Consider the following 23,495-nt stretch of genomic DNA (forward strand, 5'->3'; position numbering starts at 1 on the left):
GGGGTCGTTTGGAGGCTTACGCGGCCAGGGCTTTGTGCGACGGCAGCTGGTTCAGCACGGCGTGGCCGAAGGCGTTGAGTTCCCGGCGGCGGAACCAGGTCACCGTCGCGGCCATCGCGGCGATCGCCAAGGCCAGGGCGAAGAGCGTGCCGCCATCGGTTTCGATGCTGCCCGGGGCGACGGGGATCACGATGCCGATGATCAGGAGGTGGGTGGCGATCGCGCCGCCGATGACCATCAGGCTGAAGGCGGCGCCAATGGCGCTGGCGTAACCCACCCAGCCTTTGAAGTCGGTCCAGCCTCGGATCTCACGGGCCGAGCACGCACACGACGGATCGATCCGCGTCAGCCACCCGGCGGGGACCAAGAGCAGCACGGCCGCGACGAGTTCCGCGAAGGCGGTCAGCGTGGCTGCGGGGCGTCCGCCGATGGATTCAAAGATCACCTGGGTCTGCGGGGTGTAGGTGAGTTTGAAAAACAGTGTCTGCAGCAGCAGAACCGCGATGGCGACCTGAAACAGCCAAGTGATACCTGCGATCCAGCCGGGGTGTGTGGACTTCATCTTTGCTCCAAGGGTTGGGAGTACGGTGTTTTGTGGTGGCTCGGGGGTACAACCGGCCCCGGGGCGTGAGTATTCCGGCGGAGCGGTTTTTCTGAATCGCGGATGAAACAAAAAGCCGCACCCCACGCAGGGACGTGGGGTGCAGCCGGGGTGAGTGTCATGGGATGGAGGTCGCCGTCGAGCGGATCACACGGTTTCGGGGATCTGGACTTCGGGGAAGTCGACCGTCGTCTCGGCGATGTGGTTGATGTAGTTGGTGAAGATGTTGAACACGGTCACGGCGATGATCTCCACGATCTGCTGATCGCCGAAGCCCGCGGCTTTGACGGCGGCGAGTTGGTCGTCGGTGACGAAGCCTTCGCGGTCGAGGATGGCCCGGGCGAAGGTGATCGCGGCCTGGGCCTGGGCGTCGTCGGCCGAGCCGGCGAGTGCGGCCTGGGTTTGATCGTCGGTCAGGCCGTTCATCTTGCCGATCGCGGTGTGGGCCGCGGCGCAGTAGTCGCAGCGGTTAGCCCCGCCCACGGCCAGAGCGATCTGCTCACGCAGGGCACCGGAGAGCGAGGTTTCGCCGAGGGTGCCGGTTGCGTCGAGCGCGCCTTTGAGCACGGCGGGGGCTTGGGCCATGGTGGCGTAGATGTTCGGCACACGGCCGAGTTTTTGCTGGAGGCCGTCCAACAGCGGGGCGGCTTCGGCGGAGGGCTGGTCAACGTCAACGGGTTGGATGCGGGGCATGGTCTTCTCCAGAGAAGGGGGAGGGTTCGGGTTACGTTGATCACAGAACAGACAGATCGGTCTATCTATTTCCACCGGTCTGAAATATTCTCGTTTGGCCATCCGCTAGACTCCCGGAGCACCCATGCCTTCAACCAAGCAAGAACAACTCGTGGAATCCGCCTTGGGCCTGTTTGACCGGCTGGGGTTTCATGCGGTCGGCATCGACCGGGTTCTGGCCGAGGCGGGCGTCGCTAAGATGACGCTCTACAACCACTTCCGCTCGAAAGAAGAGCTGATTGTGGCGACCCTGGAGCTGAAGGACCGCCGGTTCCGCTCCTGGCTGATGACCGAGGTGGAGAAGAGGGCCAGTGAGCCGCGGGACCGCTTGCTAGCGATTTTTCCGACCCTGAGTGACGAGGTCGACAAGCCCGGGTTTTCCGGCTGCATCTTCGCCCGGGCCGCGGCGGAGTTCGGCGAGATGGACCACCCCGTGCACCAGGCGGCGGCGGAACACAAACGCCTGGTCCGTCAGTACATCTCGACCCTCGCGGCCGCGGCCGGCGCCGCGGAGCCCCATCGGCTGGCGTTCCAGCTCGGGGCGTTGATGGACGGGCTGATGGTCAACCAGCAGATCGGTGGGTGCGAAGTCCTGTGCGACGCGGTGCACGAGTCGGCCCGGAAACTCATCGACGACGCGATCCCCGTAAAGTAGTCGGCTGTTTGATCCCCCGACCACACCCCGCACCCGCCACCACCCATGCCCATCCAATGGTTCCCCGGCCATATGAACACGACCCGGAATCAGCTCACCGAGCTGATGCCCCGGACCGACGTGGTCATCGAACTGCTCGACGCCCGCCTGCCCGGCTCGTCGAGCAACCCGTTGTTGGATGAACTCCGGCGGAACGTCCCGGGCAAAGGCCCCGAAGGCCGGCCCGGCGATGTGCCCTGCATCACGCTGCTGACCAAGGATGACCTGGCCGACCCCGAGGCGACCGCGAAGTGGCGGGACGAGTTCCACAACCGACGCGGCGTGCAGACCCTGGCGGTGAACCTCAGCGACAAGCGGGCGACCAAGAACATCCCTAAGCTGATCCGCCGACTCGCGCCGCAGCGCGTCGAGAAGAACAAGCCGGTGCGGGTGACGATCGTGGGCATCCCCAACGTGGGCAAGTCGACGCTGGTCAATATGCTGCGCGGCAAGTCGGTGGCCCGGACCGGCGACGAGCCGGCGGTCACCAAGGGGCCGCAGGAGATCAAGCTCGACCGCGACATCGTGCTGACCGACACGCCCGGCATCCTCTGGCCGAAGTTCGATGACGAGGCCATCGGCCTGAACCTCGCGGTCAGCGGCGCGATCAAAGACACCGCCACCGATTACGACCTCCTGGGCCCGCACGCGGCGCGATACCTCTTGGCCCAATACCCCGATCGTTTGATCGAGCGCTACAAGATCAAAGACCCCGCGGACCTGCCCGACCCGGAAGACGAGAACGCGCCGTTTGCGTTCATCGAGTTGATCGGCCGGAAGCGTGGGTGTTTGATCGCGGGGGGCGAGGTGGAAATGTCCCGCGCGAGTGAGCTATTGTTGCGTGAACTGCGGGGCGGCAAGCTGGGACGCGTGAGCCTGGAACTGCCGTGATCGATTGGCGTTTTGTTTGATGGAGTTTGCGGTGGTTGTGCCGAGCGGATTGATGCGGGTGTTGCGGACGGTGGGTCTGATCGAAGGCGTGTCGACCTTGCTCTTGTTTTGCGTCGCGATGCCGATGAAATACAAGGCTGGGATGGATTGGGCGGTGTCCTACGTCGGCATGGCCCACGGCCTGCTTTTCATCTTGCTCTGGCTGTTGTGTGCCGCGGCGTGGGCGAAGGGCCTGCCGACCAAGCTCACGCTGATGACGATGATCGGGGCGATCCTGCCGGGCGGGCCGTTCTTCATGGATTTCAAGCTCAAGCGGTACGAAACCGAAACCGCGGCGGCCGCAAGTCATCCGGTGGTTTAGCGGGCGATCGGAGATCGCCGTTCGTGTTGGTGGCGTTGTGGTGTCGGAGCGCGGATCTACGATCCGCGGCTAAACGATTGTTTGATCGAAGCGTGGGTCGTGTGCCGTTTTAAAACGAAATGCGCAGCCCGATGTCGACGGCGTGGGACTCGAGGTCGTCGAGTTCAAAGTCGCCGAAGTCGATTTCCGTGGAGGCCCAGTAGCGGTAGCCCGCGGTGATCTGGAGGTTGCGGGTGAGTTCGTAGGCGACGCCGGCTTTGAGTTGGTAGGCGAAGCCGTAGCCCGCGTCGTCGAAGTCGGCGGTGCCGAGGCTGCCGGTGCCGGTGGCGTCGCCGTCGAACATGACCACGCCGATGCCGCCGCCGGCGAAGAGCTCGAAGCCTGCGGGGAGCGGGAGGTCGGCGTAGATGTTGGTCATCAGGCTGATGTTGTCGAAGCTGCCGCTGCCCGCGTCGGCCGAGGGCGGGTCGGTCCGCAGCAGGACGCCTTCGGTGTCACGGAAGGTGAGTTCGAGTTCGTTGCGGAGGAGGCCGCCGTCGATACCGATCGCGCCGTAGAAGGCGGTGTTGGTGTCGAGGTCGAACTCGAAGTCGGTGCCGGCTGCGTCGTCATCGAACAGCGTGGCGGGATCGTTGCTGGGGAATCCGACGCCGAGGTCGAGGTAGATGAACGCCGAGGCGGAAGGGGCGGCGAGGGTGCACGACGCCGTCAACATGCATAGGGTCGGGCGGACCAGTCGGGTCAGGCAAAGGGGCGAACTGTTCATCGTGGGGTCTCCGCGTTTTAGAGTGAATCACCGCTTGAGCCGGGGCATGGGCGTTCTTTTTCATCGACGGGAGGCGGGATGCTTTCGTCGGCGTCGGGCTATCGGACGGCCAGGCGCATGGGATATCGGGCGTCGGCTCGACGCTCTTCACGGGAGGCGATCATGCGATGGGGTTCAGTCGAGCCCGAGGTCTTTTTCGTACTGGCGGATGAACCGGGTCACGTCGGTTTCGCCGGTGCGGTGCGGCCGCCATGGTTTCTCGAGCGCGGGTTTGTACGTCCCGGCGTTCTTCCAGGCGCGGACGTAGCGGATGCTGAAGGTCGAGGGCAGGTCTTCGGGCTCGGGCCAGCCGAGCCAGTTGGTCATGGTCTCGGAGTCGAAGAGCATGTACTGCGGGGTGTGCCAGTGGGTGTTGGGCATCCGGCGGACCAGAACGCCGTTAACGTAGTACTTGATGTGCTCGGGCGTCCACTCGAGGCCGAAGACGTGGTAGTCGTCGGCGAAGCGGAAGGGCGCTTTCCACTTGCCGCCCTTGTTCCAGTGGTTCTTGCCGTCTTCGGGGGTCTCGAAGATGTGGGCGTTCATGTTGTAATTGTATTCGTGGCCGATGGCTTTGCCGCCGAGCTCGAAGACGTCGATCTCGGTGCGGGAGGTCTTGCCCTGGGCGTTGCGCATCGAGCTGCTGAACCACCAGGCGCTGGAACCGGCCGAGTCCATGGCCTTGGACTCGATCTCGAAGTAGCCATACAGCACAGGTTCGACGCTGCGGACCGAGGCGGAGCTGTAGTTTTCGTAGAGCGAGTCGCGGTACTGGGTGACCTTGGGGTAGTCGGGGTCGTAGCGCATCGTGAGGTGTAGTTCACCATCGGCGACCTCAACGTTACTCGGGAGAAAGAGTGCGGGGACCCGGCCGTACCAGTTGGGGTTGTGGTCGTGCCACTTCTTGGCGTTGAGGCGTTTGCCGTCGAAGGCGTCGGTCATCTTGGGGTAGCGTTTCCAGTTGCCTTCGTTGTTTTGGTCGGAGAGCGGGAGCTTGTCGGTGATGCGCTCGGGCGTTTCGCCGAGGGGGCGAGCGCGGGTCCAGTCGTCGCGGGGATCTTCGACGACGCCCCACTTCGCGGCGAGGTAGTTCTGCACGTCGGCGAACTGTTCATCCACGAGGAAGCCCCGGTCGTAGATGAGGATCTCGGCGATGTCGCCCTGGAGGCGTTCGTTGCCGCTGAGCTGGTTGCGGCCGAGGGTGAGCGGGCCGCGGTGACGGCCGCTGAGGCTGGCGGTGAAGATCCGGGCGCGCATGGCGTCGGCGGTGCCGTTGGTGTCGCGGAAGACGCTCTTGCCCTTGGTGTCGTTCTTGCTTTGGCCGTCGTGGGCCGAGAGCAGGCGTTGCCAGCGTGAGCCGCCGGCGAGGTCGGCGTCGCGCTTGAACACGATGAAGATGGTGAGGCTGCCCGGGCCCTGGGCCAAGGCGTCGGTGTCGAACCAATGCTGCCCTTCGAAGCGCAGCGCGGGCCGGCCTTCGCCGAAGGCGTCGCCCACGAGTCGGGGGGCCGAGTCGGCCGCGGCCCGGGCTTTCACCTTGGCGGGCGAACGGCTGTGCCATTCCACCACACGGCCGTTGTTGTCGGTCTTGAGCGTGTCGGGCTGCGATGCGTCGAGCCAGACGATCAGTCCGTTGGAATTCGGGGCGTGGGTCGTGTCGTCCGCCAGCGTCGTGGCTGACAGCGAGGCAACGCAAAAAAAGGCCAGAACGCTAGAGATGAAGTACTTGACCATGCCCAAAGGATAGGCCTGTGGGCCAGAAAACGCAGCCTTATCGGGGAATTACCTAGGTCGGCCTGACTAAGCCAAGCCCGTTTCAGGACTTGGGGGTGGCGGACTTGATGCGTTTGAGGGCTTTTTTGCGGTAGTCCGGCGAGAGCTCGCAGCCCAGCCAGTCTCGGCCGAGCTTGTTGGCGACGGCCAGGGTCGTGCCGCTGCCCGCGAACGGGTCGAAAACCAAGTCGCCGTCGTTGGATGAGCACCGGATGATCCGCTCCAGCAACGCCTCGGGCAGCTGGCAAGGGTGCCACTGCTCGCGCTCCTTGAACGTGCCGGCCAGTCGCGACTGGTACCACGTGTCCCACCCCGCATCGAACGCGCCTTCGTGGGCGGCGTCCTGCGGGCGGACGTGCCAGTTCTCCATCGCGGGGAACTTGAGTACCCACGTGTCGTCGGGCAGCTTGCCCTTGGGGTTCTGGCGGGTGTCGTTGTAGGTGGTCATCCGGGCGCTGGGCACGGCGACCTCGTCGTAGTGGAACGTGAAGGGGGTGTTCTTGGTCAGGTTGCTCTTGGGCTTGCCGGTCTTCTTGTTCACCGCGGCGCTGCCGACGCAGTAGAACAGGTGGGCGTGGCTGCGGTTGAACTTGATCTTGCAACGCTGGCCGAAGGTGTAGTGCCAGACGATCCAGTTGCGGAAGAGCAGCTTGCCCTCGCGCTGGAGCTTCTTGAGGTGGACGCGGGTCTCGGCGGCGTACTCGTCGCCGATGAGGATGTAGAAGCTGCCCGTGGGCTTGAGTAGGTCGGCGGCGGCATCGATCCAGTCGTAGGTCCACTGGAGGTAATCGTCGTCCGGCCGTTGGTCGACGTAGTGGCCGTCGTACTCGAACCCGATGTTGTACGGCGGGTCGGCGAAGATCAGGTCCACCGACCCGGGGTCCGCCTGGGCCCACGTCTTCATCTGCTCGATGCAGTCGCCCTGGGCAATGGTGTTGCGTGGCGGCGTGGCGGGGGTTCTCGCGGGCCTGGATTTCCGAGTCTTGGTGGGCATGAAGCGGGCAGTTTAGCAGGCGCGCGTTCTTCGCGCTAGAACACGGCTTGGTACGCTGTGGGCATGAAACCCAAAGTGCTGATTACCGAACGGCTGGATGAGGAATGCGCCGCCTGGCTCGGCGAGCGGGCCGAGGTGGTGTGGGTGGCGCACGACGATCCCGCGGCGATGGCGGAGCATCTCCCCGGGGCACAGGGCATGGTGGTGCGGACCTACACGCAGGTGGACGCGGCGCTGCTGGCCCAGGCCCCGGAGCTGAAGGTGATCGGCCGGGCGGGGGTAGGGCTGGACAACTTCGACCTGCCGGCGTGCGAGGCGGCGGGGGTTCGGGTCGTGTACACACCCGACGCGAACACCCAGGCGGTGGTCGAGTATGTCACCGGGCTGATGATCGACCACGTCCGGCCCAAGACGCCGTTGCCCGGCGGGGCGGACGACGCGGTGTTCCACGCGATGCGCAAAACCGAGGTCGGCACCCAACTCGACGAGATGACTCTGGGCATCCTCGGCTTCGGCCGAATCGGCAAGCGGTTGGGTCAGGTGGCACACGCGATCGGGATGAATCTGCACGTCTGCGACCTGCTTCCCGAGGCGGAGATGCGCAAGGCGGTGGACTACCCGTTTACCTACTGCAGCCACGAAGAGCTCTACGCCGGGTCGGATGTGGTGAGTGTGCACGTGGATGGTCGGCCGGAGAACCGGCAGATGATGGGCGCCTCGGCGTTCGCCGCGATGCGAGAACACGTGGTGTTCATCAACGCCGCGCGGGGGATGCTGGTGGACCACGACGCCCTGGCGGCATGGGCGGAGGCTTCCCCGAGGGCGTCGGCGTTCCTGGATGTCCACGACCCCGAGCCCCCGAGCGCCGATTCTCCTCTGCACGGGCTAGGGAACGTCACGCTCCTGCCCCACCTGGCCTCGCGGACGGGGACCGCTCTCAAGAACATGAGCTGGGTGGTCCGGGATGTTGATGCGGTTTTGGCGGGTAAGGAGCCGAGCTACCCCGCGTTTTGAGGGGGTTGGATAAACGCACCGGCGGGGACTTCAGCGCGGTCGGTGCGCCTAGGAAAATGCCTGATATGCACCGGCCCCGGGCAAGTCAATGCCTGTTTTTTAAACAGCCCCCAGAACCCTGTTCAAAACATCAACTTTCGCAATTCTGCAATGCTGCAATGTGAGGCAGTAATTGATCCTAAGTCGTTTAAATACCTTAAGATAAATGCAAAAAAAGATGAAAAAAGTCTTGGCTGATCTAACAAAAAAGATACAATGTGTCTGTTGAAGAGCGAGTCATCGATCATCAACGTTGAAAATTAATCGCCCCCACCCGCGTGGCATGCAACGTGCCATGCAACCCTCTCTAGCGGTCAGGCTCCCCCACCTGGCCGCTTTTTTTATGCGCGTATTGTCCTGATTGCTCGACCCGTCCCGCGGGCCGTCATTTCGGGGCAGATTCGCCCGGCTGGACCTCGTATTTCAGATCGACCCAGACCAAGCGGTGGTCCGAGGCATCGATCCATCCGTGGCCGGTCTCATCCGGGGCGGGCCAGAAGACGCCGGCGTCGACCACCGTCCAGTCGTGGGTCGGCAGGACGTAGTCGACCCGCAGGTTGCCCGAGCCACGCGGCGGCTGGTCGCCCCAGTCCGCGGTGTCGAGGGCGGGGTCGGTCTGGTGCTCGGCGTTGATCCCGCCGTCGGCGAGCGCCTTTTCGACGCCGCCACGGCTGCGGGGCTGTGGGTCGGTGAACCGCCGGTTGTCCAAAAGCTGATCGATCGCCCCGGGGATCGATTCGCCATCGTTCGGGTCGGCGTTGAGGTCGCCCATGACCACGATGGGGCGGTGGAACTGATCGACGCTGCGGTTGCAGACCAAGGCGATCGCGCTGATCTCATCGAAGTTGCGTTTGCCGTTGCGGTCTTCGGGGCCATCAAACACCGGCGGGGTGGGGTGGCTGATGAATACGGAGAACGCGGTGTCTTTGACGGTGAGCTGGAGCAGGACGTGGTTCTTCGAAGACAGCCGCAGCGTCTTCTGCGCCTCGACGGGGTAGTAGTCGTCGGGGAATGAATTCTTGGGGAACCGCTTCCACGGCCGGGTCTGCAGGTCGGTGACGACTTTGGCTTCGTCCTGGGCCTGGGAGAGCAGCAGCATGCCGTACTGCCCGGGGTACTCGCCCCAGCCGTGGGCGTCGGGCGCACCGCCGATCGTGCCGTCGCCGTTGAGGTCGAGGCCGGTGGGCAGGCCGGTGTTCACCTCGGGGGAATAGGCGTGGGCAAACGTGATCGGCTCGGCCCCGTGTTGGGCCACGCCCAGGTAGTTCTTCTGGAACTGCTCGGCGAGTTGGCCGGTGGGGTCGTGATCGAACTCGTTGATCAAAAGCACATCCGGGCGGACCGTTTGGATGATCGCCGCGACCTTCTTGAGCTTCTCGTCATCCGGCGTAGACAGCCGTTGGGAAAGCTCTTCCGCGGTTTCGCCGGAGAGCGCCGCGTTGAACGTGGCGAAGCGGATGACCTCGGCGGGGTGTTCTTGGGTGGTTTGGGCCTGGAGGTCTACGCCGCAGAGGCTTGAGGCCAGAACCGAAAGCGAGCAGGCGAAGATCGCGGGCAGCGGCTTACGCGGGTTTCTCATCGTCTTTCTCGGGGTCGAGGGTTTCGTTGCCGGCCTCGTCGAGCGGGGTCGGGCCGACCTGGCCGTAGGTTTGCGGGCCGGGGATTTCGGTCTGCCAGGACTGGTTGGCGATGACCGCCTGGGCGGCGCGGATGCCGCTGATCATGGACCGGCGGTCGGTCATGGAGGTGGGCTTGTCGTGCGTGGGCTGGTGCTCCTCGCCTTCCTGCAGCTTGGGCGGGTGCTCTTCCTTAAATAGATGCACCGTTTGCGTCGGGAAGGCGAACTTCACGCCGAGCGTGTCGGCCAGGCGGACGATGTCGATGAACAGCCGTTCGCGTTCGCGCAGCTCGGTGTTCCAGTCGGGCACCTCGAAGAACATGTAGAGCAGCACGTCCATGCTGCTGGCCGACCACTGGTGCATCCAGACCTGGTAGTAGTCTTTGCGGGTGTAGGGGTGGGTGCGGATGAGCTCGCGGATGCCTTCGGTGAAGGCTATGAGCTTGTCGGGGGGCGTGTCGTACTGGACGCCCAGGTGGGTTTTCCATCGGCGGTACTGGCGGCGGCCGTAGTTGTCGACCTTGGCGCGGACGAGCGTGGAGTTGGGCACGGTGACCTGCGAGTTGTAGAACGTCCGGATCCGGGTGCTGCGGAAGCCCACGTCTTCGACGGTGCCCTCGACGTCGTCGATGACCACCCAATCGCCGACGCCGAAGGGGCGGTCCAGGAGCACCGCGACGCTGCCGAAGAAGTTCTCGATGGTGTCTTTGGCGGCGAAGGCGAAGGCGATTCCGCCGATGCCCAGCGACGCGATCATCGGGCCGATGGGGATGCTCAGGGCCTCGGCGCCGTAGATCGTGCCGATGACGATGATGAAGATCTTGATGGCCCGGCGGATGAGCGGGATGAGGATGTCGTCGAACTTGGTCTTGGTCCGCCGGGCGCGGGAGGCGACGATTTCCGCCACGAGATCGACGATCCGCCACGCCGCCCAGGTGCCCGCAAGGACAGTCCATACCGCGGCGGCTCCGTAGAGGAGTTCGTGGGCGTCATTGGGCAGGCCCAGCAATCGCATCGCCAGCAGCCAGATCAGACCCGCCACGAACAGACCAACCGGGCGGCCGGCGACGGCGATGGAGTCGGCGTGTTCCTGCCCCCGGCGTCGGCCGATCTGTTGCACCACGATCACGCGCCAGCCGACCCGCAGAATGCGGTCCACCACGACCCCGATCAGGATCAGGACGAGGATGCCGATCCACTGCCAGTACTTGATCCGCAGCCACTGCTGGCTGACCAGCGAGGCGGGGATGTAACGCTCGAGCACCGAGCTGTAGGCGTTGTCCACCGTTTGGAGCCGGCCCTTGGCGACCGCTTTGCGGTGCAAGGCGGGCAGCTGTCGCAGGGTGTCGGCACTGAATAGCCAATCGCCCGAGGCCACGCGGTCGAAGGTGATGTTCTCGGATTCGAGCTCGAACTTGCGGGCGAGGTTGGCGTCGTCTTCATTGAACGGGCGGGGGAAGAAGACCGAGCTGACTTGGCCAGGCTCGATGGACTCGGCGTCGTCGAGGGTGGCGAACTCCACCCAGCGGACCCGGTCGAGTACCTCAAGCAGTTGCTCGGCCCGCTGCTTGGCGGCGTAGTCGTCGGCGCGGAGGTCGGCCGCCTCGAGATCGAAACACGCCAAGACCGTGGGCCAGTACTCGTTCGACCCGTCGCGCACCGCGTGGATCGCGCCGAGGTAGGTCTGCATCGTCGCCCGGGGTGAGTCGTAGGCGACCGGCACGGGGCCGTTGGCCGTGGGGATGGTGTTTACGGCGGGTGGGGCGGTCGTTTCCTGCGGCTGCGCCGGCAAGGTGGAGACCACGACGCAGCACCAGCAGCCGATCAGCCACCAGAGTGTTGGGCGAGACAGTTTCATGTTGGTTGAGGTTACCGGATCACGCCGGCTGGGCAACGTTGGGTCAGCGCTGCATGACCCGCACGTTCTCGCGGAGCTCGTCCCCGGGCATGGCGGGCTGTTTGCTGGAACCTCCGCCCAGGCCGGCGAACCACCCCCCGATACCGGCAATCACCGAGGCCACGGCATACACCACCAACCCCACCGCCAGACCCGCCAGCAGAGCCAGAACCACCGGCACCACGACCACCAGGGCTCCACAGAACAGGGCGGCCATGGTCGGCCAGGCCGGCTTGCCGCCGACACGCTCGTAGACGCTGCTGAAGCGGGGGTCCTGATTGAGGAAGACTTTCCAGCTCATGCAGCCATCGTAGACCCCGTTCGTACGCCTCTCAAGCCCGATTCGCAGATTTGAGTTTGCTCAAACTGACGGTTGGGCCGGTTGTGACGGCAGGGTTGCTCCGGAAATCCCCGAGACGGGGCCGCGGGGTTAATTCTTCGACAGCGGGCGTCGATACCTCAGCCAGAGAGTCCAGGCCCTCGGTTCGGGTCTGGGAGCTCCTCGGAAGAGAGGAAAGATCCATATGTCACAAGCATCCGCCGATACCGAACTCACCCCCAAGGCTCCCGAGGGCGCTCCCGCCGGCTCGGCCGATACCAGTTCGGCCGCCGCCATCCAGGAAAACGTCCAGTCTGCGATCAAAGAGATCAGCCACATCGCCACCCTCCCCGAGGTGACGATGAAGATTATCAAGCTGGTCGAAGACCCCGACTCCACCGCCCAGGACCTCAACAAGGTCATCAGCAACGACCCCGCGCTGGGTGCCCGCATCCTCAAGGTCGTGAACTCCGCGTTCTACGGCCTGCCCGGACAGATCGGCAGCATCAACCGCGCCATCGTCCTGCTGGGCCTTAACGCCGTGAAGAATATCGCCATCGCCGCGTCGCTGGCCAAGCTGTTCCGCGGCGGCAAGATCAGCAACAACTTCGACGCCCGCGACCTGTGGCAACACTCGATCGCCACCGCCGCCGCGACGCGTCTGCTCAGCAACAAGTGCGGCCTGGGCCTGCCCGACGAGGCCTTCCTCGCAGGCCTGATCCACGACATCGGCATCATGGTCGAGATCCAAGCCCGCCGTCCGAAGTTCATCGAAGCGCTGGCCATGGTCGAAGAACAGGGCTGCACCCTGCGTGAAGCCGAGTTCGCCTGCATCGGTGCGACCCACGAGATGTTCGGGGCCGGCCTCTGCAAGCTCTGGAAGTTCCCCGTGTCCTTCCAATACGTCACCGGCTTCCACCACCACCCGATGGACCTGGCCGAGAACAACCGCACCCTCGCCTGCCTGACGCATGTGGCCGACCACATCGCTGGCAAGATGGAGCTGGGCTTCGCTCACGACGTGAAGCTCGACGCCCCCATCTCCAGCGAGATCATGCAGCACCTGAACCTGAACGCGACCGACATCGACGAAGTCGCCGAACAGCTCCCCGAAGCCATGGACGAAGCCCAAGGCATTTTCTAAGTCAGCCTTGGCGGCAAGACCGCAGGTTTCGCCCCCCAACCCCGATCTCTCTTTTCCCTCCGGGCGACGGCACGCAAGTGTCGTCGTCTTTTATTATGCGCGGTTATCAAACGGACATCAATCACCCAGGCGCGGCCCCGACTGACACATTGCTTGCGAACTATTCAAAATCGTTTAACGCGTTGTTTGCATGATCGCGACAGTCGATCCGTATCTTTTCAGTCAACATGAATTCGGTGGGTGGTTTCGTCGGTCTAACGTCACGTTTGAGTTTGTGATTGAGGGTACGAGGTGTTGACGCCACTTGATTATGGGGTCGAGGATGGGGACCACACGCCGCTGTGTGTGGGTCGGATCACGGTCCACCCCGAGAGCTACGAGGTCTACGTGGACCGCGAAAGGGTCGAGCTCACGCTGACCCAGTTCCGCCTGATCCACGCGATGGCCAAGCGCCCCGGCTGGGTGGTCTCGGCCGAGCAATTCAACCGCCGATTCGGCCAGCCCTCTCGAGAAGCCCCGGCGACCAACGCCAACATCAAGCATCACATCGCCGCACTGAGGCGGAAGCTCGGCCCCGGGGCCGTGCAAGTTCAGACCGTCCGCGGTCAGGGTTATCGATTGACCGAAAGTTCCCCGACGCATCGCGGAGAGATTCACGCCGATCAATCGGATTCGTAATTCAACGCTAGCGTCTCTGCGACCATCGAGCATAACACTGTGCCTTCACCCGATATTTCCCTTATACCTGGAGCCCACGCCCATGCTGGCGACCCGTAACTCGAACCGTTTCCACGCATTCACTTTGATCGAATTGCTTGTTGTTATTTCGATTATCGCACTTTTGATCGGAATTCTCCTTCCCGCCTTGGGGGGTGCTCGTAGCGAGGCGCGTGCGATCGCGTGTGCCTCGAACATGCGCCAGGTTGCGATTGCCATGCAGGGATACACCGTCGAATCCAAGGAGTATCTTCCCGCTTCTTACTACTACCCACCCAACCCGTGGGACGGCGGGGAAACGATGTCAACTGACTGGAACCTTGTCGAGCAGGCTGGATCAAATCCTGCAGAAGGTTATATGCACTGGTCATATCTGCTGCTTGCCAGCTCCGGCGGATCGCTTGCTCTGGAGGCATTTGCGTGCCCGGAGATGGAAAGGCGCGGCCACCCCGCTACCAACGCAAGGGACGGCGCATCTACTCCAGGCGGATACACCCCCGCCTATGCAGGAACCGTGGACCGGCAGGTGGATGTGCTGGCATACACCGCTAGCGAAATCGTGATCCCACGTAATAAATTTTTTCCTGCCGGCTCGGCTCCAATGCAGAGTAATCGACAGGTCCGCGCTTCCGAAATTATCTCGGCAAGTGAGACCATCATGGTGACAGAATTCGTTGATAGCTACACCGGCATCTCGGATGCATCCGGTATCTCCAAGAGCCACCGTCCTGTGAACCCGGTGAACGGCGCATCAAGCGGAACCCTGGGGGCTGGTGATTCGGTTGCCGCGTTGGCGGGCGATGTCTTCAACGGCAAATTGCTCTGGTCCGATACGTCGAACTTTGGTCTTACCGACGAGGCAACGCACCTGAATCCGGGCGGCTTCCTTGAGGGGCCGAACCAAGTGGGCCGCCACCACCCCGGTGGGGATGAATTGGGGGGGACGGCCAACTTTGCTCGTGTTGACGGCAGTACTTTCCGTGACACGATTGCGGAAAAGCAATGGGGCGCGAAGTTCTATGCCGCGACGGGCTCTCCGGAGTTCTCTTTCCTGGGGGCCGATTTCGAATAACCGTTCGGTGCTTTATTCATCACTGCGGTCGGTGTGTGCCGGCCGGATAAATGTTGTTTGTGATCAAGTGTTTGATTGATGGAGGCAGGATAATCATGCAGAAGTATCGTATCGTCAAGTTCAGTACGGCAGCTCTTTTGGCCGCTGTATTCGCATCTGAATCTTCGGCCCAATTCAGCATTGGGACCAAGACCAATGAAGTCAACACCACCGGCGCTACCCTGTTCCGTGGCTTTTTCGAAGCCAATGCTCAGGGTAACGACGCGATCGATCTCGATGGCGATGGTGTTGTTACCGACCTCTCGGTCCCCACCCTCGATAACGTGTTCGGCTCGACCTTTAACGTGCAATCCCGTGGTATCGGCTCGGGCAACGGCTTCCAGGAACTCGTTGACTTAGGTTACAACAACGGCGCGGGCGCAGCCTGGTCCAGCGGCAACTACAACTCCAACGACTACGCGACCCTTAACTCCGTCGCGGCGACCCCCAGCTCGTCGTTCACCGGCGATGTCTACTTCGACATGTCTGCGGTCGACGTTCCCTCGGCTTGGTTCGTGACCGACACCCGCGCCGGCGCGAAGTGGGACAATTCGCCTTTCGATAACACGGGCAACGCTCCCCGTGCCGGTTACGGCAACAACGCGATCCAATCCAACATCAACATCTTCTCCGAAGGCGGAACGGGCGCTGCGGGTCAGAGCCAGAAGCTCAAGAGCCTGACCCCCACCGGCGGTGGCGGCACGACGCTCAACCTCAACCAAGGCAACCCCGACGCCCAGACGCTGTTCGACACCGAAATCGCCTGGACCCCCATCGGCGTGTTTGCCAACTACGGGGCTCAAGTCGACTCGAACGGCTCCGCCGCCGGCGGTGAAGGTGAAGTCCGCAAGACCACCCTGCAGCACGGCTACGTGACCGGCCGAACCGAAACCGGTGAAAACCTCGGCTTCGTCGCTCGTGACTCGGGTTCGGGTACCCGCAACGGCTTCGCCAACTCGATCGGTGTCGACCCCTCGTGGGCCGGCGGAGACAACGTGGGGCAAAAGAACGGCTCGGGTGATTCGCAATTCGACCGCCTCGGCCCCGAATTCCAACCGACCCACAAGGGCGGTTCGTCGCGGATGGAAGGCACCGTCCAGAACTTCCGTCTCGCGGTCGGCTACTCCGGCCTCGCCGACGGCCTGGGCAGCAACAGCCGCGCCGGGGACGACTCGGTCGACGGCGATTACCAGCTCCTCGCCGTGGGTAACGACACCATGGCCGACTGGCTCAACAGCTACGTGTTCCCCAAGCTGGGCACCTCGGTCGCGAACGCCTCGTCCAACAACGTGGTCTTCAACGGCGACCCCAACGCCGCGCTGGCCGGCACGCCCGGTGACTTTCTCGCCCAGTCGTTCGCTCTGGTTCCCGCGGTGGAAGCTCTTCCCGATACCTCGGATACCGACCAGTTTGTCGCCAACGGTGACTTCAGCCCGGCCCTGTCCGGCCCCGGCGGTGTCTACGATCTCGACCCCAGCCTGCTGCCCACCGACAACATCACCACCGGGTACGGCCCGACCGCCAGCAACGGCAACCGTTACGGCAAGTATTCTGACCGCACCGACATCTCCGGCGGCGGCTTCAGCGTCACCACCTACACCGACGGCACCGACGGTACCGTGGGCTACATCGCCAACGACGGCACGGTCCTGACCGAGGGAGGCTCGATGTTCGCGGGCAACGCGTATGCCGACCGCAACGCGATCGCGGGTGACTTCGACGACGACGGCGACCGCGACAAGGACGACATCGCTTCGATGGTCAACGCTTACGAAAACAGCGGCGCTAAGGGTGCGGCGGCTGCTGTGGACGCCTTCGGCAACACCATCAACAGCCGCGATGCTCTGGCGGCTGGCGACGCCGAAGCCTCGCTGGAATTGCTCGGCGACTTCAACGGCGACGGCAGCTTCACCGCTGAAGACGTCCGCTACGGTGCGGACGGCCTCTTCAACCAGGGCCGCAGCGGTGAGCAACTCGATCGTAAGCAGAACTTCATCGATGTTGATAACGCTTCGACTTCCGGCAACCTCTTTGCCACCACCCTCGCCACCGGTAAGGCTTACGCCGCCGGTGACAGCCGTGGTGACGTAGCCGGCAGTGGCTTCCAGGCTCGCGGTTGGGCCCCCCAAGGATTCGACGGCACGGTGGATGCCCAGGACATCGACTACGTCTTCGATCAGTTTGTGGGTAACAGCTTCGTGACCGATGGCGTTGCGAACTGGGCCGACCTGGATGAAGCCGCGGGCTTCGATCTCTCGGCCGACATGGACGGCGATCTCGATGTTGACCAAGACGACGTGACCGAACTCGTGACCGAAATCCTCGGCACGTTCTTCGGCGACGCGAACCTCACTGGTGAAGTCGACTTCCTGGACGTCAGCATCATCTCGGCGAACTTCAACCAGACCGGTGTGGGCTGGGCACAGGGTGACTTCAACGGCGACGGTGTCGTTGACTTCCTGGACGTCAGCATCGTGTCAGTGAACTTTAACGCGGGTGTCGGTGCCGCGGCCGAAGCGTTTGCTTCGTTCGGCATCGACGCATCGTCGGTCATCCCCGAACCCACCACCTTTGTCTTCACCGCCCTGGGCGGTCTGACCCTGATCGGTCGTCGTCGCTCGTCGCGTCGCGCCTGATGACATCGCAAACATGCCGGGCGGCCGATTGGCTCGGCCGCCCGGCCCACTTAGTTAACCCCTTTATTTGGAGAGAATGGATATGAAGTCTATGTTTAAAGCCGGTGCACTCGCCCTGTCGTTCGCGGTCTCCGGTGCTGCCTATGCTCAGCCCCAAATCACGGTGACCCAAGACGTCTCGACGGGCGGAAACGCGCTGTTTACCTTCGAGATCAACGCCAACGGCGTCAACTACGACACCATCAACTTCACCACCACCGCGACCGCCGGCCAGTTCCTGCAGACCGAGACCGCGGTTGGCGTGTACAACTTTGTTGCCGGTAACGATGACTCGGACATCCTGGGTCTTCCCACGATCGGCTCGGGCCTCTCGGTGCTTGGCAATGTCGATACCACCTCGGAAATCGCCGGCACCATCACCACCTTCGGTGGCGCTCCCACCACCTCGCTGAACGGCGGCTTCGCCCAAGTCGTCTTCGCCGATGGCGAGCCCGGTGCCGGTCAGTACCAGGCCCTGTTCGCTCTCAACGGTGATCAAGTGGCTGCGGTCAACGGCAGCTACGTGATCCCCGAGCCCGCCTCCCTGGCCCTGGTTGGCCTCGGTGGCCTGGCCATGGCGGCCCGCCGCCGGCGCCTCGCCTGATCCCGGATCGTTTGATCGGATCGACAATTTAGACAGACAGCAAAGGCCCGGAGCTCCTCGTGACTCCGGGCTTTTTCGTGGTTTGGAGCGGAGATGAAGCTTGCGGGGGGGTGTGGTATCGTGTGGGATTCGCGGCCGGTTTGGCCGTGTGAATGCCTGTTTTACATCCCCGTTAGGAACCTCCGATGGCCGCTTCGTCCGACCCCAAGAAAATCGTCCTCGCCTACTCCGGCGGGCTCGACACCTCCGTCATCCTGCCCTGGCTCAAGGGCCGTTACCCCGGCGTGAAGCTGGTCTGTTTTGCCGCGGAACTCGGTCAGGGCGATGAGCTCGACGGCATCGAGAAGAAGGCCTACGCCAGCGGCGCGGACGAAGTCGTCGTGAAGGACCTGCGTAAAGAGTTTGCCGAGCAGTACTGCTTCCCGATGATCCGGGCCCACGCGGTGTACGAGTCGGACTACCTGCTGGGCACCTCGATCGCCCGGCCGCTGATCGCCAAGCACCAGGTCATGGTCGCCAAGCAGACCAAGGCCGACGCGGTGGGCCACGGCGCGACCGGCAAGGGCAACGACCAGGTCCGCTTCGAGCTGACCGCCCGGGCGCTTAATCCCAAGCTCAAGATCATCTCGCCGTGGAAAGACCCCGTGTTCATCGAAGACGGCCTGACCGACCGCGAGACCGCGATCGACTACGCCAAGAAGCACAAGATCCCGATCGACCAGACGACCAAGAAGATCTACTCGCGCGACCGCAACCTCTGGCACATCAGCCACGAGGGCGCCGAGATCGAAGACCCCGCCACCGAGCCGAACTGGAAGAACTGCCTGGTCATGTCCGTGCCCGTCGAGAAGGCCCCGGCCAAGGCGCAGTACGTCACCGTCACCTTCGAGAAGGGCAACCCCGTCGCGGTGGACGGTAAGGACTTCAAGGGCGCGGGCCACGAACTGATCGCCCGGCTGAACAACATCGGCGGCCAACACGCCGTCGGCCAAACTGTGCTCACCGAGAACCGCCTGGTCGGCATGAAGTCGCGCGGCGTGTACGAAACGCCCGGCGGAACGATCCTCTACGAAGCCCACAAGGCCCTCGAACAGCTCTGCCTCGAACGCGACCTGTGGCACGAGAAGATCCGCCTCGCCACGCGGTACGCCGAGCTGACCTACAACGGCCAGTGGTTCCACCCGCTCCGCGAAGCGCTGCAGTCCTTCATGGACGAGGCGAACAAGGTCATCACAGGTACCGTGAAGGTCAAGCTGTATAAGGGCACCGCGATGGCCGTCGAAGCCGACAGCCCGCAGAGCCTGTACGACCCCGAGCTCGCCAGCTTCGCGATGGACGGCTACGACATCACCGCCGCCCGCGGCTTCATCGACCTCTACGGCCTGCCCATGCAGGTCCGCGGCATGCGGCAGAAGGTCAAAAAGTAAACCCGCTGTCTGACGGAGTGGTTCTGCTTGAACACGTCTGTGACTCCCGGCTCTGAACCCGTGCATGTGCTCATCGGCTCGTACACCGAGCGGTTGGGGCACAGCGTGGGCGGTGGGCCGGGCGTGATGCTGGTGCGTGTCGATGCGGACGGCCGACTGTCTCCCGTGGGCGAGCCGGTCATGGTGCGCAACGCGTCGTATGTCAGCGTGAACGCTGCGGGCGACCGGGCGTACGCCAGCAGCGAGATCGTGGATTTCAACGGCACCGACGATGGCTGCGTGACCGTCCTCGAAGTCGACGCAAAGAACGGCTCGCTCCGCACGCTGCAACAGGTCGGCTCGCAAGGCGTCGGGCCGGCGTGGACGCGGCCGACGGCGGATGGGCGTTACCTGCTCACCGCCAACTACCTCGCGGGCAACGCGGTGGTGTCGGCGTTGGGTGTCGACGGACGCGTCGGCGAACCTACGGCCATCCTGCCTCACGTCGGCACCGGCCCGGACGCGTCACGTCAGGAAGGACCGCACCCCCACGCGGCGCTAACCAGCCCGGACGGCCGATGGCTGTACGTCGTGGACCTGGGCATCGACGAGGTGGTGGGTTATCAACTGGACGCGGATGGCAGAGCCAAACGGGTTGATGCGGCGGGGGCGACGCTGCCCGCGGGCACCGGGCCGCGCCACGCGGTGTGGTCACGTGACGGCAACTTTATGTATGTCGACCTCGAACTCAGCAGCGAGATCGCGGTGCTGCGGTATCAGGCCGAGGACGGCGGGCTGTGGGTGGAGCAGGTGATCTCGTCGCTGGCCTCGCCGGATATGCACGCGGGGCAGGCGAGTCACCCGTCGGAGATCGCGGTCTCGCCGGACGGGAAGTATGTGGTGGTTGGCAACCGTGGGCCGGACGTGCTGTCGAGCTTTGCGGTGGACGAGGCGAGCGGGAAGTTGTCACCGATTGCGGATACGCCCACGGGCAAGACGCCGCGCAACTTCGCGTTTTGCGGGCCGTCATTGGTGGTCCTGGCCGAGCAGGATGCGCACCGCCTGACGAGTTTCCACTTCGACGCCGATACAGGCATCCTCGAACCCACCGGCCAACGCCTCGACGTCATGAGCCCGTGTTTCGTCTGCCCGCTGCCGGGCTGAGTGGCGATCGCATCGGTTACGATGACCGCATGAAAGTTCTCTACGTCGGCGGCACGGGGCAGATCAGCTTCGATTGCGTCCACGAGTCGGTGCGGGCGGGCTACGAGACGTGGGTGCTCAACCGCGGCAACTCCAACGCGGGGCTGCCCGCCGAGACGAAATTCATCACCTGCGACTTCGAAGACGACTCGGCCTACGCCCAGATCGCGGACATGGGTTTCGATGCTGTTTGCCAGTTCCGGGTGTTCGGCGTCGACAAGCTGAAGCGCGACATCGATCTGCTCACCGGTAAGGTAGGGCAGTACGTCTTCATCTCGACCGCGTCGGCCTACCACAAGCCGGTGTGGGTGCAGTTCATCACCGAGGACGTGCCACTGATCAACCCGCACTGGGAGTACAGCCGCAACAAGGCGGACTGCGAGGCGTTGCTGCGTGATTCGCAGGGATTGCCCTGGACGATCTTGCGTCCGAGCCATACCAGCCGTGACATGTTGATCACCGCGATGGGCGAGGGCGACTTGCTCGCGTCGCGGATGGAGCGGGGCTTGCCGGTGGTGGTGCCGGGGGACGGGACGAGTTTGTGGACGGTGACCGCATCGACCGATTTCGCCCCGCCGTTTGTGAAGCTGCTGGGCAATGCGAAAGCGATCGGCGAAGACTTCCACCTCACCAGCGATCACGCGTATGCGTGGAACACGCTGTACGCGGCGCTGGGTGAGACGCTGGGGGTGACGCCGGACGTGGTCCACGTGCCGACCGATACGCTGGTGAAGTTCAATCCCGACTGGGACGGCCCGCTATGGGGCGACAAAGTCTGGTCCGCCCAGTTCGACAACCGCAAGATCAAGTCGGTCGTGGGCGATTTCGGTTGCGACACGCCGTTGGATCAATTCATGGCCGACCGCGTCGCGGCGTATCGCGAGCGGGTTGCGGGGGCGGGTGGTCCGAAAGCCATCGTCGCCCCCGAGCGCGACGCGTTGTACGACCGCATCGCCGCGGCGCAGCGATCCCTGGGCGGGTGAGCTGAACGCGGTTTCCGCTCAACCCGCTTTTACATACTGCTCACGCAATCACAACAGCACGCTTGCACGGGCGGCGTATCTTCCGGCCTCCACTTTTTCACCCCCATGGAGGTCAGGATGCAACGACAGGTCAAGGCAGCTTTCGCAACGGGAACCCTCGCCGCGGGTTTGGTTTTTGGTTCGGCGGCTCAGGCTCAGCTCGGCTTGACGGTGATCGGCAGCTACGGCTCCGGCGTCTTCGATAGCTCGGCCGCGGAGATCCCCGCCTACGACGCCGCGAGCCAGTGGCTGTTTGTCACCAACGCCGCAAGCGGCGAGGTGGATGTCCTGGACCTGTCCGACCCGACCATGCCCAGCAAGATCGGCTCGATCAGCCTCGCCGGCTCGCCCAACAGCGTCGCGGTGTACAACGGCCTGGTCGCCGTGGCCGTCGAAGCCGCCACCGTGACCGACCCCGGCCAGGTGCAGTTCTTCAACGCCGGCGACCTGACCTCGGCCGGCTCCGCGGTGACCGTCGGCGCTCTGCCCGACATGCTCACCTTCACGCCCGACGGCTCTAAGCTGCTGGTCGCCAACGAAGGCGAGCCCGACGGCGGCGTCGACCCCAACGGCTCGGTCAGCATCATCGACACCAACACCTTCGCGGTCTCCACCGCCGGCTTCACCGCCTTCACCGACGCCAACACCGCGACCACCGCGACCCTCGGCAACACGCCCACCAACGCCGTCCGCCGTGACCCGGGTGTCGCCACCCTCGCCGCCGACGTCGAGCCCGAGTACATCGCGGTCAGCGAAGACGGCACCACCGCGTTCGTCACCCTGCAGGAAGCCAACAGCGTGGCCGTGGTCGACATCGCCACCAGCACCGTCACCTCGATCCATGCCCTGGGCACCAAGGACCACAGCGTCGCGGGCAACGAGCTCGACGCCTCGGACCGCGACGGCGGCATCAACATCACCACCGAGCCGGTCAAAGGCATGTTCATGCCCGACGCCATCGCCACCTACAACGCCGGCGGCGTCAACTACTACATCACCGCCAACGAAGGCGACGACCGCGGCGAAGACGAACGCATCAAGGACCTGACCCTCGACGCCACCGCCTTCCCCAACGCCGCCACCCTGCAGCAAGACGGCGAACTCGGCCGGCTGGGCGTCTCGACCTGGGACGGCGACACCGACGGCGACAACGACTTCGACGAGCTGTTCAGCTACGGCACCCGCTCGTTCTCGATCTTCGATGAAAACGGCAACCTCGTCTTCGACTCGGGCGACGACTTCGAAACCATCACCGCCAACACCGCCGGCGTGGTCTTCAACTCGACCAACGACGAAAACGATTCGGAAGAAGGCCGCTCCGACAACAAGGGCCCCGAGCCCGAAGGCGTGACCCTCGGCGAGATCGATGGCAAGACCTACGCCTTCATCGGCCTCGAGCGTGTCGGCGGCATCATGGTCTACGACGTCACCGACCCCAACGCCGTGAGCTTTGAAGAGTACATCAACCCCCGCGACTTCAGCGTGGATGATGCCGACCTCGCCACCGCGGTCGCCGCCGCGACGGGCACGCTCACCTCGGACCTGGGCAGCCTCGACCTGGGCCCCGAGGGCCTGCTGTTCATCGCCGCGGGTGACAACGCTCTGGGCATCCCGCTGCTGGTCGTCACCAACGAAGTGAGCGGCACCACCACCATCTACGCCGTGCCCGAGCCCGGCACCGCCGCCGCTCTGCTCAGCGTCGCGGGCCTCGGTCTGCTGCGTCGCCGGAAGGCCTGAGTCTCGACTCAACCCAACTCGACCCTCTAAAGGGAGAAAGACGGCCCGGCTTATGCCGGGTCTTTTTTTGTCGGTAATCCGCTTGAGATTCTGTGTTGCGATTGCGTCCGGATGCGTTCGTGGTCATCTATACTTTCG

The 23,495-nt window shown here is 63.9% G+C and carries 21 protein-coding genes; 13 read left to right on the plus strand and 8 right to left on the minus strand.

Going from position 1 to position 23,495, the window contains the following annotated elements; all coding sequences use genetic code 11:
• Positions 1-16: 16 nt before the first annotated feature.
• Both HNQ40_RS09495 and HNQ40_RS09500 read right to left on the minus strand, forming a co-directional pair.
• The gene (locus HNQ40_RS09495) at positions 17-562 is read right to left on the minus strand and encodes a hypothetical protein (RefSeq protein WP_184677603.1); all 546 of its coding nucleotides are present in this window, start codon (positions 560-562) and stop codon (positions 17-19) included.
• Positions 563-748: 186 nt separating this feature from the next.
• Positions 749-1,294 carry a carboxymuconolactone decarboxylase family protein gene (locus HNQ40_RS09500; protein WP_184677604.1) on the minus strand — a complete coding sequence of 182 codons (546 nt, stop codon included), beginning with the start codon at positions 1,292-1,294 and terminating at the stop codon, positions 749-751.
• Positions 1,295-1,418: 124 nt separating this feature from the next.
• Here HNQ40_RS09500 and HNQ40_RS09505 point away from each other — a divergent pair, with 124 nt between their 5' ends.
• The 3 genes from HNQ40_RS09505 to HNQ40_RS09515 are packed head-to-tail and all read left to right on the plus strand — an operon-like array spanning position 1,419 to position 3,279.
• Positions 1,419-1,988 carry a TetR/AcrR family transcriptional regulator gene (locus HNQ40_RS09505; RefSeq protein ID WP_184677605.1) on the plus strand — a complete coding sequence of 190 codons (570 nt, stop codon included), beginning with the start codon at positions 1,419-1,421 and terminating at the stop codon, positions 1,986-1,988.
• Positions 1,989-2,033: 45 nt separating this feature from the next.
• Complete coding sequence (gene ylqF / locus HNQ40_RS09510; protein WP_221435458.1) at positions 2,034-2,918, plus strand: ribosome biogenesis GTPase YlqF; 885 nt, start codon at positions 2,034-2,036, stop codon at positions 2,916-2,918.
• 19 nt (positions 2,919-2,937) lie between these two features.
• On the plus strand, positions 2,938-3,279 hold the full coding sequence (locus HNQ40_RS09515; protein ID WP_221435459.1) for a DUF3817 domain-containing protein: 342 nt from the start codon (positions 2,938-2,940) through the stop codon (positions 3,277-3,279).
• A gap of 109 nt (positions 3,280-3,388) precedes the next feature.
• Here the strand turns inward: HNQ40_RS09515 and HNQ40_RS09520 are convergent, their stop codons facing one another.
• The 3 genes from HNQ40_RS09520 to HNQ40_RS09530 all read right to left on the minus strand — a co-directional run bounded on the left by HNQ40_RS09520 (position 3,389) and on the right by HNQ40_RS09530 (position 6,851).
• Positions 3,389-4,045, minus strand: a complete 657-nt coding sequence (locus HNQ40_RS09520) for an outer membrane protein (protein WP_184677607.1) — start codon at positions 4,043-4,045, stop codon at positions 3,389-3,391.
• A 174-nt stretch (positions 4,046-4,219) separates the two neighbouring features.
• Positions 4,220-5,818: a family 16 glycosylhydrolase gene (locus tag HNQ40_RS09525; protein ID WP_184677608.1), complete on the minus strand. Its 1,599-nt coding sequence runs from the start codon at positions 5,816-5,818 to the stop codon at positions 4,220-4,222.
• An 82-nt stretch (positions 5,819-5,900) separates the two neighbouring features.
• Positions 5,901-6,851, minus strand: coding sequence for a DNA-methyltransferase (locus HNQ40_RS09530; protein WP_184677609.1), 951 nt, complete (start codon positions 6,849-6,851; stop codon positions 5,901-5,903).
• Between the two features lie 63 nt (positions 6,852-6,914).
• Between HNQ40_RS09530 and HNQ40_RS09535 the strand changes: the two genes are divergently transcribed.
• On the plus strand, positions 6,915-7,865 hold the full coding sequence (locus HNQ40_RS09535; protein ID WP_184677610.1) for an NAD(P)-dependent oxidoreductase: 951 nt from the start codon (positions 6,915-6,917) through the stop codon (positions 7,863-7,865).
• Between the two features lie 424 nt (positions 7,866-8,289).
• Here the strand turns inward: HNQ40_RS09535 and HNQ40_RS09540 are convergent, their stop codons facing one another.
• From HNQ40_RS09540 to HNQ40_RS09550, 3 genes are read right to left on the minus strand one after another with little or no spacing between them, the layout of a single operon-like run.
• The gene (locus HNQ40_RS09540; protein WP_184677611.1) at positions 8,290-9,483 is read right to left on the minus strand and encodes an endonuclease/exonuclease/phosphatase family protein; all 1,194 of its coding nucleotides are present in this window, start codon (positions 9,481-9,483) and stop codon (positions 8,290-8,292) included.
• Positions 9,467-11,380, minus strand: a complete 1,914-nt coding sequence (locus HNQ40_RS09545; RefSeq protein ID WP_184677612.1) for a mechanosensitive ion channel family protein — start codon at positions 11,378-11,380, stop codon at positions 9,467-9,469. The genes HNQ40_RS09540 and HNQ40_RS09545 overlap by 17 nt, the downstream gene beginning before the upstream one ends.
• 43 nt (positions 11,381-11,423) lie before the next feature.
• Positions 11,424-11,720 (minus strand): hypothetical protein, encoded by a 297-nt coding sequence (locus tag HNQ40_RS09550; RefSeq protein WP_184677613.1) that lies wholly within the window; start codon positions 11,718-11,720, stop codon positions 11,424-11,426.
• A 223-nt stretch (positions 11,721-11,943) separates the two neighbouring features.
• Between HNQ40_RS09550 and HNQ40_RS09555 the strand changes: the two genes are divergently transcribed.
• The 9 genes from HNQ40_RS09555 to HNQ40_RS09595 all read left to right on the plus strand — a co-directional run bounded on the left by HNQ40_RS09555 (position 11,944) and on the right by HNQ40_RS09595 (position 23,357).
• Positions 11,944-12,882, plus strand: coding sequence for an HDOD domain-containing protein (locus HNQ40_RS09555; RefSeq protein ID WP_184677614.1), 939 nt, complete (start codon positions 11,944-11,946; stop codon positions 12,880-12,882).
• A gap of 294 nt (positions 12,883-13,176) precedes the next feature.
• Positions 13,177-13,560: a winged helix-turn-helix domain-containing protein gene (locus tag HNQ40_RS09560; protein ID WP_184677615.1), complete on the plus strand. Its 384-nt coding sequence runs from the start codon at positions 13,177-13,179 to the stop codon at positions 13,558-13,560.
• An 82-nt stretch (positions 13,561-13,642) separates the two neighbouring features.
• Positions 13,643-14,671 (plus strand): type II secretion system protein, encoded by a 1,029-nt coding sequence (locus HNQ40_RS09565; RefSeq protein ID WP_184677616.1) that lies wholly within the window; start codon positions 13,643-13,645, stop codon positions 14,669-14,671.
• A gap of 95 nt (positions 14,672-14,766) precedes the next feature.
• Positions 14,767-17,346 carry a hypothetical protein gene (locus HNQ40_RS09570; protein ID WP_184677617.1) on the plus strand — a complete coding sequence of 860 codons (2,580 nt, stop codon included), beginning with the start codon at positions 14,767-14,769 and terminating at the stop codon, positions 17,344-17,346.
• 82 nt (positions 17,347-17,428) lie between these two features.
• Positions 17,429-17,989 carry a PEP-CTERM sorting domain-containing protein gene (locus HNQ40_RS09575; protein WP_184677618.1) on the plus strand — a complete coding sequence of 187 codons (561 nt, stop codon included), beginning with the start codon at positions 17,429-17,431 and terminating at the stop codon, positions 17,987-17,989.
• A 185-nt stretch (positions 17,990-18,174) separates the two neighbouring features.
• Positions 18,175-19,416: an argininosuccinate synthase gene (locus HNQ40_RS09580; protein WP_184677619.1), complete on the plus strand. Its 1,242-nt coding sequence runs from the start codon at positions 18,175-18,177 to the stop codon at positions 19,414-19,416.
• Between the two features lie 39 nt (positions 19,417-19,455).
• The gene (locus HNQ40_RS09585; RefSeq protein ID WP_221435460.1) at positions 19,456-20,559 is read left to right on the plus strand and encodes a lactonase family protein; all 1,104 of its coding nucleotides are present in this window, start codon (positions 19,456-19,458) and stop codon (positions 20,557-20,559) included.
• 29 nt (positions 20,560-20,588) lie between these two features.
• Positions 20,589-21,581 (plus strand): NAD-dependent epimerase/dehydratase family protein, encoded by a 993-nt coding sequence (locus HNQ40_RS09590; protein WP_184677621.1) that lies wholly within the window; start codon positions 20,589-20,591, stop codon positions 21,579-21,581.
• Positions 21,582-21,698: 117 nt separating this feature from the next.
• On the plus strand, positions 21,699-23,357 hold the full coding sequence (locus HNQ40_RS09595; protein ID WP_221435461.1) for a choice-of-anchor I family protein: 1,659 nt from the start codon (positions 21,699-21,701) through the stop codon (positions 23,355-23,357).
• The last annotated feature ends 138 nt before the right edge of the window (positions 23,358-23,495 follow it).

The organism is Algisphaera agarilytica, assembly GCF_014207595.1.
GTDB lineage: Bacteria > Planctomycetota > Phycisphaerae > Phycisphaerales > Phycisphaeraceae > Algisphaera > Algisphaera agarilytica.

Excerpts from the sequence above, each read along its gene's own strand:
- HNQ40_RS09575 (WP_184677618.1), top strand. The coding sequence starts at position 17,429 with ATGAAGTCTATGTTTAAAGCCGGTGCACTCGCCCTGTCGTTCGCGGTC.
- HNQ40_RS09535 (WP_184677610.1), top strand. The coding sequence starts at position 6,915 with ATGAAACCCAAAGTGCTGATTACCGAACGGCTGGATGAGGAATGCGCC.
- HNQ40_RS09565 (WP_184677616.1), top strand. The coding sequence starts at position 13,643 with ATGCTGGCGACCCGTAACTCGAACCGTTTCCACGCATTCACTTTGATC.
- HNQ40_RS09550 (WP_184677613.1), bottom strand. The coding sequence starts at position 11,720 with ATGAGCTGGAAAGTCTTCCTCAATCAGGACCCCCGCTTCAGCAGCGTC.
- HNQ40_RS09580 (WP_184677619.1), top strand. The coding sequence starts at position 18,175 with ATGGCCGCTTCGTCCGACCCCAAGAAAATCGTCCTCGCCTACTCCGGC.
- HNQ40_RS09525 (WP_184677608.1), bottom strand. The coding sequence starts at position 5,818 with ATGGTCAAGTACTTCATCTCTAGCGTTCTGGCCTTTTTTTGCGTTGCC.
- HNQ40_RS09555 (WP_184677614.1), top strand. The coding sequence starts at position 11,944 with ATGTCACAAGCATCCGCCGATACCGAACTCACCCCCAAGGCTCCCGAG.
- HNQ40_RS09500 (WP_184677604.1), bottom strand. The coding sequence starts at position 1,294 with ATGCCCCGCATCCAACCCGTTGACGTTGACCAGCCCTCCGCCGAAGCC.
- HNQ40_RS09595 (WP_221435461.1), top strand. The coding sequence starts at position 21,699 with ATGCAACGACAGGTCAAGGCAGCTTTCGCAACGGGAACCCTCGCCGCG.
- HNQ40_RS09540 (WP_184677611.1), bottom strand. The coding sequence starts at position 9,483 with ATGAGAAACCCGCGTAAGCCGCTGCCCGCGATCTTCGCCTGCTCGCTT.
- HNQ40_RS09505 (WP_184677605.1), top strand. The coding sequence starts at position 1,419 with ATGCCTTCAACCAAGCAAGAACAACTCGTGGAATCCGCCTTGGGCCTG.
- HNQ40_RS09530 (WP_184677609.1), bottom strand. The coding sequence starts at position 6,851 with ATGCCCACCAAGACTCGGAAATCCAGGCCCGCGAGAACCCCCGCCACG.
- HNQ40_RS09515 (WP_221435459.1), top strand. The coding sequence starts at position 2,938 with ATGGAGTTTGCGGTGGTTGTGCCGAGCGGATTGATGCGGGTGTTGCGG.
- ylqF (WP_221435458.1), top strand. The coding sequence starts at position 2,034 with ATGCCCATCCAATGGTTCCCCGGCCATATGAACACGACCCGGAATCAG.
- HNQ40_RS09590 (WP_184677621.1), top strand. The coding sequence starts at position 20,589 with ATGAAAGTTCTCTACGTCGGCGGCACGGGGCAGATCAGCTTCGATTGC.
- HNQ40_RS09520 (WP_184677607.1), bottom strand. The coding sequence starts at position 4,045 with ATGAACAGTTCGCCCCTTTGCCTGACCCGACTGGTCCGCCCGACCCTA.
- HNQ40_RS09495 (WP_184677603.1), bottom strand. The coding sequence starts at position 562 with ATGAAGTCCACACACCCCGGCTGGATCGCAGGTATCACTTGGCTGTTT.
- HNQ40_RS09570 (WP_184677617.1), top strand. The coding sequence starts at position 14,767 with ATGCAGAAGTATCGTATCGTCAAGTTCAGTACGGCAGCTCTTTTGGCC.
- HNQ40_RS09545 (WP_184677612.1), bottom strand. The coding sequence starts at position 11,380 with ATGAAACTGTCTCGCCCAACACTCTGGTGGCTGATCGGCTGCTGGTGC.